At 43.8% G+C, this 16,953-nt stretch carries 11 protein-coding genes; 4 read left to right on the forward strand and 7 right to left on the reverse strand.

The genetic code is table 11. The features are described from left to right. Positions 1-41: 41 nt before the first annotated feature. Positions 42-206, reverse strand: a complete 165-nt coding sequence (locus REG_RS13160; RefSeq protein WP_260200196.1) for a hypothetical protein — start codon at positions 204-206, stop codon at positions 42-44. Between the two features lie 5 nt (positions 207-211). Between REG_RS13160 and dnaB the strand changes: the two genes are divergently transcribed. Next, positions 212-1,615: a replicative DNA helicase gene (gene dnaB, locus REG_RS04440; protein WP_006704633.1), complete on the forward strand. Its 1,404-nt coding sequence runs from the start codon at positions 212-214 to the stop codon at positions 1,613-1,615. Between the two features lie 235 nt (positions 1,616-1,850). Here dnaB and uvrA read toward each other — a convergent pair whose 3' ends face one another. From uvrA to lptF, 5 genes are all read right to left on the reverse strand, one after another. Then, positions 1,851-4,676 carry an excinuclease ABC subunit UvrA gene (gene uvrA, locus REG_RS04445; protein WP_039907295.1) on the reverse strand — a complete coding sequence of 942 codons (2,826 nt, stop codon included), beginning with the start codon at positions 4,674-4,676 and terminating at the stop codon, positions 1,851-1,853. 434 nt (positions 4,677-5,110) lie between these two features. After that, positions 5,111-5,623, reverse strand: a complete 513-nt coding sequence (locus REG_RS04450) for a hypothetical protein (protein WP_141553615.1) — start codon at positions 5,621-5,623, stop codon at positions 5,111-5,113. Between the two features lie 110 nt (positions 5,624-5,733). Continuing rightward, the gene (locus REG_RS14120) at positions 5,734-6,540 is read right to left on the reverse strand and encodes a hypothetical protein (protein WP_006704636.1); all 807 of its coding nucleotides are present in this window, start codon (positions 6,538-6,540) and stop codon (positions 5,734-5,736) included. A 129-nt stretch (positions 6,541-6,669) separates the two neighbouring features. Continuing rightward, complete coding sequence (gene lptG / locus REG_RS04460; RefSeq protein WP_039907357.1) at positions 6,670-7,740, reverse strand: LPS export ABC transporter permease LptG; 1,071 nt, start codon at positions 7,738-7,740, stop codon at positions 6,670-6,672. A gap of 2 nt (positions 7,741-7,742) precedes the next feature. Beyond that, positions 7,743-8,846 (reverse strand): LPS export ABC transporter permease LptF, encoded by a 1,104-nt coding sequence (lptF, locus tag REG_RS04465; RefSeq protein ID WP_006704638.1) that lies wholly within the window; start codon positions 8,844-8,846, stop codon positions 7,743-7,745. A gap of 317 nt (positions 8,847-9,163) precedes the next feature. Between lptF and REG_RS04470 the strand changes: the two genes are divergently transcribed. From REG_RS04470 to REG_RS04480, 3 genes are all read left to right on the forward strand, one after another. Next, positions 9,164-10,732, forward strand: a complete 1,569-nt coding sequence (locus tag REG_RS04470; RefSeq protein ID WP_039907299.1) for a leucyl aminopeptidase — start codon at positions 9,164-9,166, stop codon at positions 10,730-10,732. A 295-nt stretch (positions 10,733-11,027) separates the two neighbouring features. After that, complete coding sequence (locus REG_RS10690; protein ID WP_407078947.1) at positions 11,028-11,513, forward strand: DNA polymerase III subunit chi; 486 nt, start codon at positions 11,028-11,030, stop codon at positions 11,511-11,513. 15 nt (positions 11,514-11,528) lie between these two features. Beyond that, entirely contained in the window at positions 11,529-14,408 is a 2,880-nt protein-coding gene (locus REG_RS04480; RefSeq protein ID WP_006704641.1) for a valine--tRNA ligase, read from the forward strand. Between the two features lie 400 nt (positions 14,409-14,808). On the opposite strand, the gene REG_RS04485 is transcribed toward REG_RS04480, so the two are convergent. Next, the gene (locus REG_RS04485; RefSeq protein WP_006704642.1) at positions 14,809-16,197 is read right to left on the reverse strand and encodes an MFS transporter; all 1,389 of its coding nucleotides are present in this window, start codon (positions 16,195-16,197) and stop codon (positions 14,809-14,811) included. Positions 16,198-16,953 lie beyond the last annotated feature (756 nt).

Below are 16,953 nucleotides of genomic sequence, written 5' to 3' on the forward strand. Positions count from 1 at the left end.
TGCTCGCAATCCTTCTTTACTCTGTGTACACTCCGGTGGCTCTATACCCTTCGCCTTTGAAGCTGCCGCGTTTTTGGCTGCGGGGATTCGCCCGAATCACGTAGTCTGTCTACACTCATCGGTCTCACGCCCTGGCAGCCGAAGGCAACTCCATAAGCGAAGGGTATGTTGCCTGTCTTAACTTCAAAATTAGTAGATAAAAGCACGTTTTATGGCCGAAAACAAACTCACTAACAATGTCATGACATCAAGAGATCGCCAGATAGAAGGCTTAAAGCTACCACCGTACTCGTTGGAAGCAGAGCAGTCGATATTAGGGGGTCTAATGTTGGATAACCAGCGCTGGGATAATGTCTCTGAACGTGTCACTAACAGTGACTTCTTTAGTTATCCGCATCGGCGGATTTTTACGGAAATGCAATGTTTATTGGAAATCAATCAACCAATTGATTTAATAACACTATCCGAATCTTTAGAGCAGAAAGGCGATTTAGAATCTATAGGCGGTTTTGCCTATCTTGCCGAGCTTTCTAAAAACACGCCCAGTGCGGCAAATATTGGCGCGTATGCAGATATCGTGCGCGAACGCGCCATCGTGCGCGAAATGATATCGGTAGCGAATGAAATAGCCGACGCGGGTTATGAGCCACAAGGACGTAGTAGTGAAGAATTGCTGGATCTAGCCGAATCCCGCGTTTTTCAAATTGCCGAAAAGCGCGCGAACAAAAATGAAGGTCCAAAAAACATCGATAGTATCTTAGCTGATACCATTGAACGCATTGAACAACTTTATCAACGTCCTCATGATGGCGTGACCGGCGTTCCAACCGGTTATCAAGATTTAGATAAAAAAACCGCAGGGTTACAAAAATCAGATCTTATTATTGTCGCCGCCCGTCCTTCGATGGGAAAAACCACCTTTGCCATGAATGTATGTGAAAACGCCGCATTGACGGAAGATAAACCGGTGCTGATTTTTAGTTTAGAAATGCCGGCTAATCAACTTATGATGCGAACGCTTTCATCACTTTCTCGCGTCGATCAAACGCGTATTCGTACCGGTCAATTAAATGACGATGATTGGGCACGTATTTCGAGCAGTATGGGGATTTTGCTAAAAAAACGTAATATCTATATTGACGATTCTTCTGGCTTAACACCGACTGAAGTGCGTGCGCGATCGCGACGGGTCTTTCGCGAACATGGCGGCTTGAGTCTCATTATGATCGATTATTTGCAATTAATGCGTGTCCCAACGTTGTTGAACAACCGTACCTTAGAAATTGCAGAAATTTCTCGTTCACTCAAAGCGTTGGCAAAAGAATTGCAGGTACCTGTGGTGGCATTGTCTCAGCTCAATCGTAGTCTAGAACAACGTGCTGATAAACGTCCGGTCAATTCAGATTTACGTGAGTCTGGGTCTATTGAACAAGATGCTGATGTAATCATGTTTATTTACCGTGATGAAGTGTATAACAAAAACAGTGAACTAAAAAGGATTGCGGAAATTATTTTAGGCAAGCAGCGAAACGGCCCCATCGGATCAGTGCGTTTGACATTTAATGGCCGATGTTCGCGTTTCGATAATTATGCGGGTACAGGGTATGAGGATTGATGCTATGTCAGTAGCCTGTAAATCTCTTATGCTCGCTGATACTTCGTCAAAAACGGGCTCAATATGCTCATTTACCGTCTTGTTTTTTTAACAAAAGGAACTGCTTTTTCCTTGTCTGAGCGCCGCTCAAGAAGATTTCGAATAGGCTCTTAATCAATTTGCACTCTCAATATGGCAAACCCCTTTAGCATTATCACCTATTCCAACATTTCCTTTAAAAATTTAGCATTATCACCTATTCCAACATTTCCTTTAAAAATTTAGCGGTATAAGAGGAGGGGCACTGTGCCACTGTCTCTGGCGTCCCTGCGACCAAAATTTCCCCACCGCCATCGCCCCCTTCGAGGCCGATATCAACAATCCAGTCGGCGGTTTTAATTACGTCTAAATTATGCTCAATCACCACAATGGTATTCCCTTGGTCTCGTAACTGGTGCAACACCTTCAACAGCTGTTCAATATCGGCGAAATGTAGACCGGTCGTGGGTTCGTCTAAAATATACAACGTCCGACCCGTGCCACGCTTTGATAATTCCCGCGCCAATTTAACCCGCTGCGCCTCCCCCCCGGAGAGCGTGGTAGCCGATTGGCCGAGAGAAAGATAAGACAAACCGACATCAATTAATGTTTGTAATTTTCGCGCAACAGCAGGGACAGCGGCAAAAAAACACCGCGCCTCTTCAATGGTCATGGCCAGTACTTGGTGGATATTTTTATCTTTGTATTTTATTTCTAAGGTCTCGCGGTTATAGCGTTTGCCTTTACATTGATCGCAGGGCACATAGACATCGGGCAAAAAATGCATTTCCACTTTGATCACCCCATCACCCTGACAGGCCTCACAACGCCCTCCTTTGACGTTAAAACTAAAACGTCCGACATGATAACCACGCTCTCGGGATACAGGAACCCCCGCAAACAATTCACGTATCGGGGTAAATATGTCGGTATAGGTCGCGGGATTAGAGCGCGGAGTACGTCCAATAGGGCTTTGATCAATGTTGATCACTTTATCAAAATGCTCTAGCCCTTTAATTTCTTTGTAGGGTGCGGGTTCGGCGGTAGCGGCACCGTTCAGTTGACACTGAGCGATACGATAAAGGGTGTTATTAATCAATGTTGATTTACCCGATCCGGAAACACCGGTAATGCAACTAAATAAACCGACGGGGAGGGTTAAAGTGACATTTTTCAGATTATGGCCTGTGGCACCGATTAATTTTAATCGCTTTTGGGGATCGGCGATGGCTCGCTGAGTGGGTACCGCAATTTTACGCTTACCACTAAGAAATTGGCCGGTTAAAGAGAGAGGATCCGCTATGATATTAGCAACGGAACCCTGAGCAACTACCTGCCCACCGTGGATCCCGGCGCCGGGGCCGATATCAATTAGGTGATCAGCAGCCCGGATCGCCTCTTCATCATGCTCAACCACAATCACCGTGTTACCTAAATCACGTAGATCAGTTAATGTTTTTAGTAGGCGTTGGTTATCTCGTTGATGTAGCCCGATAGAAGGTTCATCCAGCACGTACATCACGCCAACTAAACCGGCGCCAATTTGGCTGGCGAGTCGAATACGCTGGGCTTCACCGCCGGACAAGCTGTCTGCGGAACGAGAAAGTGATAAATAATTCAACCCCACGTTGACTAAAAATTGCAGGCGATCGATGATTTCTTGTAATACTTTTTCAGCAATCTGTGCCCGTTGGCCGGTTAAGGTCATGTTTTTGAAAAAGGTTAATATCTCTTCAATACTCAACACAGAAAGATCAGGTAGTGTGCACTTGTCGATAAAAACATGACGTGCCTCTTGGCGTAATCGAGTGCCTTCGCAAGATTTACAGCGACGATGACTAATAAATTTAGCTAATTCTGTTCGTACCAGGCTGGATCCCGTTTCTTTATAACGGCGTTCCATATTGTGTAAAACGCCCTCAAATGCATGGCGTTTTAGGGTAATATCACCCCGATCATGGACATACTTAAATTCGATAATTTCTTTACCCGAGCCATACAACAGGATGTTTTTTGTTTTCTCATCTAATTGATCAACAGGGGATTCAATATCAAATTGATAATGATTGGCTAACGAATTCAGCATTTGAAAATAATAAAAATGCCGCCGATCCCAACCACGAATAGCACCATCAGCCAAAGACAATTTGGCATTTTGTATGATTCGAGCCGGATCAAAAAACTGCTGTACACCTAATCCATCACAGCTAGGACAAGCGCCAGCTGGATTATTAAAAGAAAACAAACGCGGCTCGAGTTCACTGATGCTGTAATGGCAAGTCGGGCAAGCAAAATTAGCCGAGAACACTAACTCCTGTTTATTTTTATCCTCCATATCGGCGACTATCGCGCTGCCTCCCGACAAGGTTAATGCGGTTTCAAATGATTCCGCTAGACGTTGAGCCAAATCTGACCGTACTTTAAAACGATCAACTACCGCTTCAATGGTATGTTTTTTTTGCAATGCCAGTTTTGGCGGATCAGTCAGATCGCAAATCTCTCCGTCTATTCGTGCACGAATATACCCCTGAGAGGTTAAATTCTCTAAGATTTTACTGTGTTCACCTTTACGATCTTGCACCAGTGGCGCTAATAACATCAATCGGCGCCCTTCCGGCTGGTTTAATACATTATCAACCATTTGGCTCACCGTTTGTGCCTTTAAGGATAAGTCGTGCACTGGACAACGCGGCTCGCCGATACGGGCAAATAATAAGCGTAAATAATCATGTATTTCAGTAATGGTACCCACGGTAGAGCGTGGATTATGTGAAGTTGATTTTTGTTCGATAGAAATGGCGGGTGACAGACCTTCGATGTGATCGACATCCGGTTTTTCCATTAACGATAAAAATTGGCGCGCATAAGCAGAAAGCGATTCAACATAACGTCGTTGTCCCTCCGCATAGAGGGTATCAAATGCCAATGAAGACTTCCCTGAACCTGATAAGCCAGTGATAACAATCAATTTATCGCGTGGAATAGTCAAATTAATGTTTTTCAGGTTATGCGTACGTGCCCCCCGAACTTCGATATTATTCATGTTAATTTTCCGGTTTTGCCTTTGCCATAAATGGAATGATAAACATGCCACCTTACCAAAAAAAGATACGATCAATGGGCAGCGAGTGAGTATGACATTAAAGAAAAGTAGATGAATGTCTAGGAATTGAAAATAATCGTTTTTTAAAATCAGCTGTAAAATTAGAGCGGTATGCCCTCTTCCTCCTCCTCGGCATGCTAGTGATGAAGCCCAAAAAAAGTCTATTCAGGATAGGCTTACAAGAAGAATATGGGGTTAAAATATTTGATATTTCTTATGACTTCTTTGTTGCAGCTCTTTTAATTCTTCATCCAAAATAGGTCTGGAATTTATTTTTTGATCTAGTAATCCTATCAGGAAATCGCGCTATGTCTCCATAGTTGATTGCCCTGGTTGCAGAAGTTCAGCTTAGCTGTTTGGGGGAGTCGTTCACGTTAATCTGGTGATGGTGAGCCTAAGCTTTCACTAGAAGATGAGTAGGGTTCATTTACCGGTTGTGATAGGAATGCTTCATTTGAAGAGCAGTAATCCCGATGTTGATAATTACGAATACTTTGCTTAGCATTTTCTTCTGTTATCTTGCTAATATCTATCACAGTTAAGCCCTTTTCTGTGGCTTCTGCAAATAGATAGTCATAGATATCTGTCTTACTACCACCCAACACACTGCTGCCTAGATATAAAAGCGCTTTTTCAAAATGTTCATAAAGAACATCAATTTTAATGGCCTGTTTACCATTAGAACTGACTAACCATATACGATCAGATGCAATGATCTCATGTTCAGGAACAGAGATATGCATCTCATTTGGAATAGTGAAACCCCCTGTTACTGATACATGTGGATTAAGTAATCTGTTGTCAATCATCGGTACAACCTCCATGCCTCGAGTATCGATCAAATAGACAAAACCATCTGTTTGTTTCCTACGTAACTTTGCAGTCATTTGCGTTATTTGGATCGAAGCGGGCATTTGAATCAAATGGATAATACTTTTTATCACCCTGTTGGCCATAGTGAAATTGGCCTGCTCCTCCGGGATTCTTACGACCGTATTCAAAACCATCTTGATAACAACTGCTCGCACAAAGAGTTATTCCAGTGGTATGCCTCCTCGGTGTGGCCTGCATCGAATGCGTACATTCCTCCATGTTCAACTAATTCCTGCGGACATTGGATAGCACCGCGAAATGCTCCACTAATATCTGTCCGGTAAAAAGCGCCTTCTATATTGATTTTATAGCCATTATTTTTTACTGCTTGATCAATAACCTCAGGTTTATATTTAGAAAATATTTTTAATTCACTGGCATCATCACGATTCTGCAATTTAATAAGTATGTTCTTAATCTCTTCGTCTATTTTTTCGTATGAGTGTTTAGATTCAGGAATAGCATCATGTTGTTCAATCGCCATAACCAATAAACCATCGTTGTTGCAGCCAAAACCCATAGAAAATCTAAGTTTTTTAAGATGTTCTTTGGCTTCAGCAGTGGTACGAAAATTGAGTGCGTTTCTAAGTCGCTTAACAAGAGTTTGAGGGGAACTCGGTGGAGTTTGTCGAGATTTTTGCATTGCTGTAGCAAGGAGTTCACTAATATTACTGGCCTTTGTAATCTGCATAGGTTGATTTGGTGTTGTTGGCGTTGAATCAGTCAAATCTTGTGTGGATGTTGTTGAAATTGAGGGAGTTGGCATAAAAATCATCCTTAGTAACCAGTTTTTATAATCATGGTATTGATTAATATACCCTTCGCCTTTCAAGCCGCCACGTTGTTGGCTGCGGGGGTTCGCCTCATCAGGTAGTATGTCTACGCTCATCGGCCTCACCCCCTGGCAGCCTTGCCGTAACTCGAAATTCATTGGGTATAAAAGGCTAAAAAATAAAGTTTAGGATAATTTTATGTTTTTAAACTGCTTTGTCGTCTATTTTGCGAGCAAAAATGTTTTATTTATTTGTTTTTAATAGATTAAGTTACCTTAGGGTAATAATTATCGACGCTTTAACAACAGATACCAACTCACCAATAAAAAAAGTAAACTCGGCAACAATGCGCCTATCACGGGAGGCATTTTATATACCAGACTAACCGGTCCAAATATTTGATTGAGGACATAAAACAAAAAGCCAACAGCGATCCCGACCATGACACGTACTCCCATCGTTACTGTGCGCAATGGGCCGAAGATAAATGATAGTGCCACCAGCATCATCACTGCTACTGAAAGCGGTGAAAATATTTTATTCCACATAATCAGTTGGTAACGGAGCGATTCTTGCTTATTTTGTTTTAGATATTGAATGTAATCACGTAATCCACTTATCGGCAGTGAATCTGGATCCACTGACACAATACCCAGTTTGTCGGGTGTAAGGTTAATTTTCCATTCGCCAGTTAACGTTTTTGAGCCGTTAATTTTTTTGGCATCACTGAGATCGGATTCATCTACCTGAGAGAGTTGCCAAACATTATCTTTAAAGGTGGCGGTGGCCGCATAACGTACAGACAATAAACGATTTTCCTGATCAATATGGTAGATATTCACGCCACTTAGCGTGTTGTCATTCAGTATGTGATTGATATACAAAAAATTTTCGCCATCTCTTGCCCATAAACCTGATTGGGTCGTCAGTATGGCGCCTCCGAATATCATCTTAGTACGGTAATCGGAGGCGATCCGCTCGCTGAGTGGAGCAACCCATTCGCCTATAACCATGGTCAATAATACTAACGGGATAGCGGTTTTCATCACTGCACTGGCGATTTGTGTACGGGTGAAACCTGAAGCTTGCATAACGATTAATTCACTGCGTGACGCTAGTGTGCCTAGGCCAAATAAGACACCAAGCAACGCTGCCATCGGAAAAAATATTTCAATATCTTTCGGTACACTCAGTAAAGTATAGATGCCAGCGCCTAGAACCGAGTAACTACCTTCCCCGAGTTTGCGTAGTTGCTCGATAAATTTGATAATACCGGAGAGAGAAACCAACATAAATAATGTCATCAGAATGGTATGTAGAATGTTGCGCCCGATATAACGGTCTAAGACACCAAACATCATCAATTAGCTCCCCTTAAAAAACGGTTAAAAACAACGCGCATGTTACTCATTAGACTATCCCATTTATTGAGTACTATTGCTAAAGCGAGATAAGCACCATTAACCATCCATAACCAAAGCAGCGGATCCAACTTACCTTGAGCGGTACTAGAACGCAGAGAGCTTTGCAGTAAAAAGAAAATGAGATATAGCAATATCGCTGGCAACATGTTTAAGGTACGACTTTGACGTGGATTCACTACGCTAAGCGGTACCGCGAGTAATGCCATAATGATCACGCTGGTAATCAGTGTTAAGCGCCAATGAAACTCTGATCGTGCGTCAGGATGGCTGGAATGCCACAAACTGCGGATAGACATCTGTTCAGAGGTATTAGTGTTTTGTGTTATCGATTGGGGGTTAATGGTCACTTGATAGTTTTTAAAATCGGTGATGCGAAAATCACGTAAAAGTGCTGTCCCCTCATAACGTGTGCCTTTATCGAGGGTAACTATTTGAGAGCCGTCGGGACGTTCAGCAATATAGCCATTTTCGGCGATCACAATAGAGGGGCGCCGAGAGCCATCTGGCTGTAATTGCGCTAAAAAGATGTGATCAAATTTTTTACCATCGACAGCGCCAACAAAAAGTACCGTCTTTCCATCCATCGAGGACTGAAATTGTCCTTCGATTAATGCAGCGAGCGTCGGATTAGCGCGGAAGTCATTCAGTATTTTTCCCTGATATGTTACAGACCATGGCATAAACCAAAGTGTATTGATTGCGGCTAATGCCGCTGTCCCCATCGCTAAGATTAACGCCACTAGGATCAAGGAGTTTTGACTAAAACCACAAGCATGCATAACGGTGATTTCCCTTTCCGTATGCATTTTTCCGTAGGTGATGAGTAGACCAAGAAATAAACTTAAAGGCAGCACCAGTTGCGCCATTTCCGGTAAGCCTAATCCTAAAAAAGATAAAATCAAATGGGTTGGAATTTCACCGTTAACGGTCTCACTGAGTATGGCAATCAGTTTTTGACTAATAAAGATCAACAGTAGAATAAATAGGATAGCCATTTGGCTTTTAAACGTTTTTTTTATTATGTATTTAGTTATTATCACGCTAATTATACCTATGAAAACTTGTCTTTTGGCTGAAAAATCGATAACTTGTTCGTTAGTCTGCCATTTGTCTTAATAATATGGCAATCTTAACGGCCAAAATAGTGTTAAAGCATTTATACCCACCAGTCCTTGGAGTTGCCGCTGGGCGGCCAGGGCGTGAGACCGATGAGCGTAGAAATACTACGCGATTCGGGCGAATCCCCGCAGCCAACAACGCGGCAGCTTCAAAGGCGAAGGGTATATACCCTTCTAGCGAAAACTTGAAGGACTGTGAGTACAGTGGTGCTATTGAAAATATAACTAAGGGGGATAAGATGGAATTCAATGTAATAAACGCTAGCTTAGAAAAACAAAACAGCGACTGTATTGTGGTCGGTTTTTTTCGATCTAGTGATTTATCTTCAGTCGCAAAGAAGTTAAACCCAGTGAGTATTGATTATATTAATACTTTACTAAAACGCTGGGAGTTTAAGGGCAAAATAGGGCAGACGCTATTGTTACATCCAGTACCCAATCTACTCCCTAGATGTATTTTATTAATGGGTTGTAGCAAAGCTTCTGAGTTTGATGAACACCGTTATAAGCAAGTGATGAAAAAAGCCATTACTACACTTGAAGATAACGGTTTGAAAGAAGCGATTTGTTTGCTCACTCAATTGGATGTTAAAAGTCTTTCTTCTTGCCAGAAAGCAAACCATCAAAAAACAGATTACTTGAATGATATCGACTGGAAAATACGTCAGGCAGTCATCTCAATCCAAGAAACACTTTATCTCTTCGAACCGTTAAAAACGAAAAAAACGCCTCCCTGTAAATTAGAAAAAATACTGTTTCAAGTAGAAAAAAACAGTGAATTAGCTAATGCCGAAATTGCGCTCCAGCAGGGTCTAGCGATAGCGGCAGGGATTAAAGCGACAAAAGATATTGCCAATCAGCCGCCCAATATCTGTAATGCAGAATATCTGCATACACAGGCGTGCGAACTGGCTAAAAAGCACAGTGCTAACATGACCGTCGAGGCCATTGGCGAAGAAGAGATGACAAAACTCGGTATGAATGCTTATTTAGCCGTCGGGCGGGGCTCAAAAAATGAATCCTTGATGTCGATCATTAAATATAAAGGCAATCATTCAGACCAAAATGCAAAGCCCATTGTGCTGGTGGGTAAAGGGATCACTTTTGATTCAGGGGGCATTTCTCTTAAACCAGCCGCAAGCATGGATCAGATGAAATATGATATGTGTGGTGCTGCAACCGTGTACGGTGTTATGTGCGCGCTAGCACAATTGAAATTACCACTTAATGTCATCGGTGTGTTGGCGGGCTGTGAGAATATGCCAAGTAGCAAAGCCTATCGCCCAGGCGACATAATAACCACCATGTCAGGTCAAACGGTAGAAGTAATCAATACGGATGCCGAAGGTCGTATGGTACTCTGTGATGCGTTAACTTATGTGGAGCGTTTTGATCCAGAATTAGTGATCGATATTGCTACCTTGACCGGGGCTTGTGTTACTGCTTTAGGTAATCATATCTCGGGGCTGATGGCTAACCATGATGCGTTGGCTGAGGAGTTAATGACAGCCTCTGAGCAAGCCGGTGATCGCGCGTGGCGTTTACCATTGACGGATGAATACACTAAACAGCTTGATTCTAATTTTGCTGATATGGCAAATATTGGCGGGCATACTGCTGGTGGGGCTATCACCGCAGGCTGTTTCTTATCTCGTTTTACCACTAAATATCACTGGGCTCATTTGGATATCGCCGGTACTGCTTTGCCTTCAGGCAAAGAAAAAGGCGCCACTGGCCGCCCCGTTGCATTGTTGACACAGTTTTTACTCAATCGTATTTCCAAGCAACAAAGTAATACTAAACATTAATTGTTAACGCCTATACCCTTCGCCTTTGAAGTTGCCGCTATAGGCGGCTAGGGTGTGAGACCGATGAGCGTAGACAACTACCTGATGAGGCGAACACCAGCAGCCAACAACGCGGCAACTTCAAAGGCGAAGGGTATATCCGTTCGAGCCTACTCCTGTAGACATTATGAAAAACGTGACTTTCTATCTATTCGAACAGATCGAACAAAAAAAGTTAATTGAGCCATATCAACTGACTAAGGCCAATATACCCACAGTCCTTGAAGTTGCCTTCGGCTGCCAGAGTGTGAGGCCGATGAGCGTAGACATACTACCTGATGAGGCGAACACTCGCAGCCAACAACGCGGCGGCTTCAAAGGCGAAGGGTATAACGCTAATAATGAGTTGAACAGATACGAAGCCTTGGCTTGTGAGTTAGCGGCAAAATATTGGCGATTAGGTAAGCGGGTTTTGATTGCGTGCGAGAGTCTGCAACAAGCTGAGCGGCTAGATGAAGCATTATGGCAACGCTCTCCCGAACAATTTGTGCCGCATAATTTGGCCGGTGAAGGGCCTAAACAAGGTGCGCCCATTGAATTAGCCTGGCCAGAGCGGCGAGGCAGTTCACCGCGCCATCTGCTGATTAATTTGCTGCCCCAGCTTGCCGATTTTGTCACCGTTTTTCAAGAAGTGATAGACTTTGTGCCCTACGAAGAACATTTAAAACAGTTGGCACGTGAGCGATACAAGTCTTATCGCCGTGTCGGCTTCCACTTGAGTACAGCAACGCTGCCAACCTAACTGAATAAAAAAAACATGGAAAAAAGCGATCACTCCCTCGATACGATTTATAACCCGCAAAAAATTGAGCAACCGCTCTATCAACACTGGGAGAAACAAGGTTATTTCAAAGCTAGTGATGATAAGAGTCAAGAAAGCTTCTGTATTATGATCCCGCCGCCGAATGTCACCGGCAGTTTGCATATGGGGCACGCTTTCCAGCAAACCATTATGGATATTCTTATTCGCTACCAACGTATGCAAGGTAAAAATACGTTATGGCAGGTGGGCACTGATCATGCGGGGATCGCGACACAAATGGTGGTAGAGCGTAAAATCACGGCGGAAGAAGGTAAAACCCGCCATGATTATGGTCGTGAAGCTTTCATTGATAAAATTTGGCAATGGAAAGCCGCATCTGGTGACACCATTACTCACCAAATGCGGCGTCTGGGCAATTCGGTTGATTGGCAGCGTGAGCGTTTCACGCTGGATGAGGGATTGTCAAATGCAGTGACAGAAGTGTTTATCCGTCTTTATAAAGAGGATCTTATTTACCGTGGTAAACGCTTGGTGAATTGGGATCCAAAACTGCGTACTGCAATTTCTGATCTGGAAGTCGAAAACCGTGCATGCAAGGGCGCTTTGTGGCATTTGCGTTATCCGTTAGCTGATGGTGTGCACACCATTGAGGGCAAGGATCACCTGGTGGTTGCAACCACCCGGCCTGAAACGCTATTGGGCGATACCGCGGTGGCGGTGAATCCTCAAGATCCCCGTTACCGCGATCTCATCGGTAAAATGATTATTTTGCCGCTGACAGGTCGTCGTATCCCGATTATCGCGGATGAACATGCTGACATGGAAAAAGGCACCGGCTGTGTAAAAATCACGCCTGCCCATGATTTTAACGATTATGCCGTCGGTAAACGGCATAAGCTGCCGATGATTAATGTACTGACGTTGGATGCCACTATCCGCGATCAGGCAGAAGTTTTTGATACGTATGGCGAAAGGAGCCAGCAGTATAGCGACGCGATCCCAGTGCAATTTCAAGGGCTGGAACGTTTTAGTGCCCGTAAAGCGGTGGTCGCTGAATTGCAAAAATTGGGTTTATTGGCCGAAATTAAAGCGCATGATCTCACCGTGCCTTATGGCGACCGCGGCGGAGTGGTTATTGAACCGCTGCTGACCGATCAATGGTATGTTCGTACTGCTCCGCTGGCAAAAGCGGCGATTGCCGCGGTAGAAAACGGTGAGATCCAGTTCGTTCCGAAACAATATGAAAATATGTATTATTCTTGGATGCACGATATTCAGGATTGGTGCATCTCACGTCAATTGTGGTGGGGTCATAGGATCCCGGTTTGGTATGATCCACATGGCAAGGTTTATGTGGGGCGCGATGAAACAGCTGTACGATTGGAGTATCAACTGACGGATGATGTGCCATTACGTCAAGATGACGATGTTCTTGATACCTGGTTTTCTTCTGGATTATGGACTTTTTCCACCCTTGGCTGGCCAGAGCAAACGGCTGATCTGAAAATGTTTCACCCCACGACTGTAATGGTCAGCGGCTTTGATATTATTTTTTTCTGGATCGCCCGCATGATCATGCTAACGCTGCATTTCATTAAAGATGACAGCGGTAAAGCACAGGTGCCGTTTAAAACAGTCTATATGACCGGGTTGATCCGTGATGATGAAGGACAGAAAATGTCCAAATCTAAAGGAAATGTGCTGGATCCTTTAGATATGATTGATGGTATTTCGCTAGCCGATTTGCTGGCAAAGCGCACTGATAACATGATGCAGCCACAATTAGCGGAAAAAATACGCAAACGTACTGAAAAACAGTTTCCTCAGGGTATCGAGCCTCATGGCACCGATGCCCTCCGTTTCACGCTCGCCGCGCTGGCCTCTACTGGGCGTGATATTAATTGGGATATGAAACGCCTGGCTGGATATCGTAACTTCTGTAATAAATTATGGAACGCCAGTCGCTTTGTCTTGATGAATACCGAGGGAAAAGATTGCGGTCAACAGGCTGATCAGCTTATGCCGCTATCGCTTGCCGATCGCTGGATCCTGTCTGAATTCAATCAAACGGTGAAAAGCTACCGTAACGCAATAGATACCTATCGTTTCGATTTAGCGGCGACGATTTTATACGAATTTACCTGGGATCAATTTTGTGATTGGTATCTCGAGTTAACTAAACCGGTTATCAATAGCGGCTCAGAGAGTGAAAAACGCAGCACCCGTCATACGTTAATTAGCGTATTAGAAGCGTTATTACGCTTAGCTCACCCGATTATTCCTTATATTACCGAAACCCTTTGGCAACGGGTAAAAACGTTAAAAGGTCTCGGTAGTGACAGTATTATGTTACAGCCTTTTCCCCACTTTAATGCCCATCAGGTCGATCAAACCGCGTTAAAGGATATGGCGTGGATCAAACAATTGGTCACTGCGGTGCGTAATATTCGTGCTGAAATGAACATCGCTCTGGGCAAACCCTTGTCATTGTTATTACGTGGAGCTAGCCCCGATGTCCATCGTCGAGTGACGGAAAACCAGCCCGTTATCCAGTCACTCGGTCGTTTGAATGCGATTACTTTTTTGATAGATGAAGATAACTCGCCGATTTCGGTAATAAAATTGGTAGAAGGAGCCGAAATTTTGATCCCGATGCGTGGATTTCTCGATAAAACCAGTGAGCTGGATCGCCTGGCGAAAGAGATGATCAAACTTGATCTTGAGATTGAACGCATTGAAGTAAAGTTGGCTAACGAAGATTTTATCGCGCGCGCCCCCCAAGCAGTGGTGAGTAAAGAGCGTGAAAGACTCGCCGCCTGTATACAAGATAAAGAAAAATTGCTAGCACAACAAACGATGATTGCGGAACTGTAGTTAACAAAACTATGTTGCTCCTGCCCCGGCAAGGCCAAACATCGCGGTGTTGGGTGATGTCCATCTGACTATGCGATGTTGAGGCTCACTATGCCACATCACACCATAGGGCACCCGCTGGCCGGATTGCCATACAGGTGATGCAGTAACATGCCATCTACCAGTATTGGCTGAAAGACAAATTCAACGACCTAAAAAAACTCGCAACCCGTTGATTAGACCTCTTTGGAAACCGTAGTTCGTTATGCGGAGTCAAGGCACCCGGCGCACAGCAACCTTCGTTAACATAAAGTACATGAGGATTGCGCGCACCGGACAACGCAGGATCCGTATCACGCAGTAGGTTTCCGAAGAGATCTATTGAATACGCGCTCCAAAATGAGTGTCGTGCTCTGAAATTTCATATATCTTCAAGCTGGATATTACGCGTTTCGCGAGCAAACAGATAAACGATAGAACCGATAAAAAAAATAAACGCGAATATCAGGAAGGGGACTAACACTACATCTTCAGACAGCTTTTCGCTACCGATGATAGCACCTAAAAAAATCGGGCCAATAATTTTAGCGGTGGCACCTACTCCATAACCCAGACCAAGACAGGTCGAGCGGATATGATTAGGGAACATTTCTCCACCAAATACATTGATAATACTAAATGCGCCATCGCCAAACATCATAGCTATAAAGATCCCAACAAAGAAAATCCAGCCCGAAGAGGCAATATTCAGACTGAAAAAATGCATGATTGTCGTGATCTGCATAGAGAGCGCGGCAATCGTACATCCTAGAGCACCAATCAAACCGCAGACAAAGAGTGTCCAACGTCTCCCAAGATAATCGGAGACCCATGCCGACAGTAATCGACCGACTAAGTCTCCTAAAGAAAGTATCATGAATAAATTCGCAACCATATGAACACTAAAGTGGAAGGATTTATTTAGTAATACCTGTCCCCATGACTGAATAACGAAACTCCCGAAGATAAAACAAAATGAACCAATAGCAACAATAGTAAGTTGTTTTGGATAGTCCTTGATAATTTTTAGATAAGACGGTTTGGGAGTGGATACATATTCAGGTAAATGCCCCACTTTAGTTACCGGAATATTCATCGCCCAAGCATAGGCTTCGCGGGCATTCTGAAAACGTCCTTTTGATACTAAATATCGCGGTGATTCTGGGATAAATTTTGTCCAAGCCAGCAAGACAACTGGAATACAACCAATCATCAAAAGGCCGCGCCAGCCAAGCGGTTCAGCGAGATAAAGTGTTGTGAGGGATCCAAGAAATAGCCCTAATGGTATGAACGCTGAAGTAAGACCAGCAAATAGACCTCGCTTTTTAGATGGTACAAATTCTTGCACATAAGGCACAGAAGTAACATTAAGCCCGCCAACCGCGATGCCAACGCAAATGCGCATGATCGACAAAAAGACCCAGCCATTTGCAGGCGTTAAGGCAGACAGTCCAGTAAATATAACAAGCATCAAAATACATGAGATAAATGACTTTTTTCGACCATATTTATCAGCGAGCCAACCCCAAGCAATTGCGCCAATGACGGTTCCAAGTCCCGCTCCTGCGAGGATAAAACCAGACTGTATTGCGTTCAATGACCACTGTTGGTCTTGCATCAGCAAGGTAATGACAAAACCGACCAAAAACAAATCAAAGAATTCGAGAATATTTCCCATAATGACCATGCATATCAAGGATTTTTGATTTTTTGTTAGAGGGGCTAAATCGAGTTGTTGTATAGATGTGATATCTATTTTTACTGATTGCATATAGCTGACTCCATATAATATAGATATTAGACTTCTTCGGAAACCTACTGCGTGACGCGAATCCTGCGTTGCCCGGTGCGCGCAATCCTCATGTACTTCATGTTAACGAAGGTTGCTGTGCGCCGGGCGTCCTGACTCCGCATAACGAACTACGGTTTCCAAAGAGATCTATTATGTCACGATGACATATACGGTTCGCCTTTAAAGCCGCCGTGTTGTTGGCTGCGCGCCCTCATGGTATGTCTACGCTCATCGGTCGGTCGGCCTAGCAGCCGAAGGCAACTTCAAAGGCGAACGGTATACAACTGGTTACGGGTTTTTTAACAGTTTGCGCGAAATTCTCCGACCATAGCTAGCGAGCGTTAGCGAGTTAGTTTGGTGGGAGATGGATAGCGTAGCGGGCAACGCCCACTAATCACTTTGGTTTGTTTTGATTCTGGATGTAGTCTTTCAGAATGCCATAGTCAAACCAGTTTAATTTGATTTAAGTGTTGTCGTCGCTTGCCGTACTATTTGTACTGTCTGCGCTCCTCCGCCTTGAATCAAATTAAACTGGTTTGACTATAAGAGGTGCGCCATCTGCGGTTATCAAGCAGTAAGCCCTCGACCATACATTAAAATGAGTATATTCTGCGGCGTTGTATATTTCATGTCATGGCAACCCAAAATGAAAAAAGAAGACCTAGCTGATGACCTAATAGCCAATGCCGTCTCTCTGGGCTATTCGCCTCAATGCCACATTTAGCTGATAAGGGC

Source organism: Candidatus Regiella insecticola LSR1 (assembly GCF_000143625.1).
In the GTDB taxonomy this organism is placed as follows: Bacteria; Pseudomonadota; Gammaproteobacteria; order Enterobacterales; family Enterobacteriaceae; genus Regiella; species Regiella insecticola.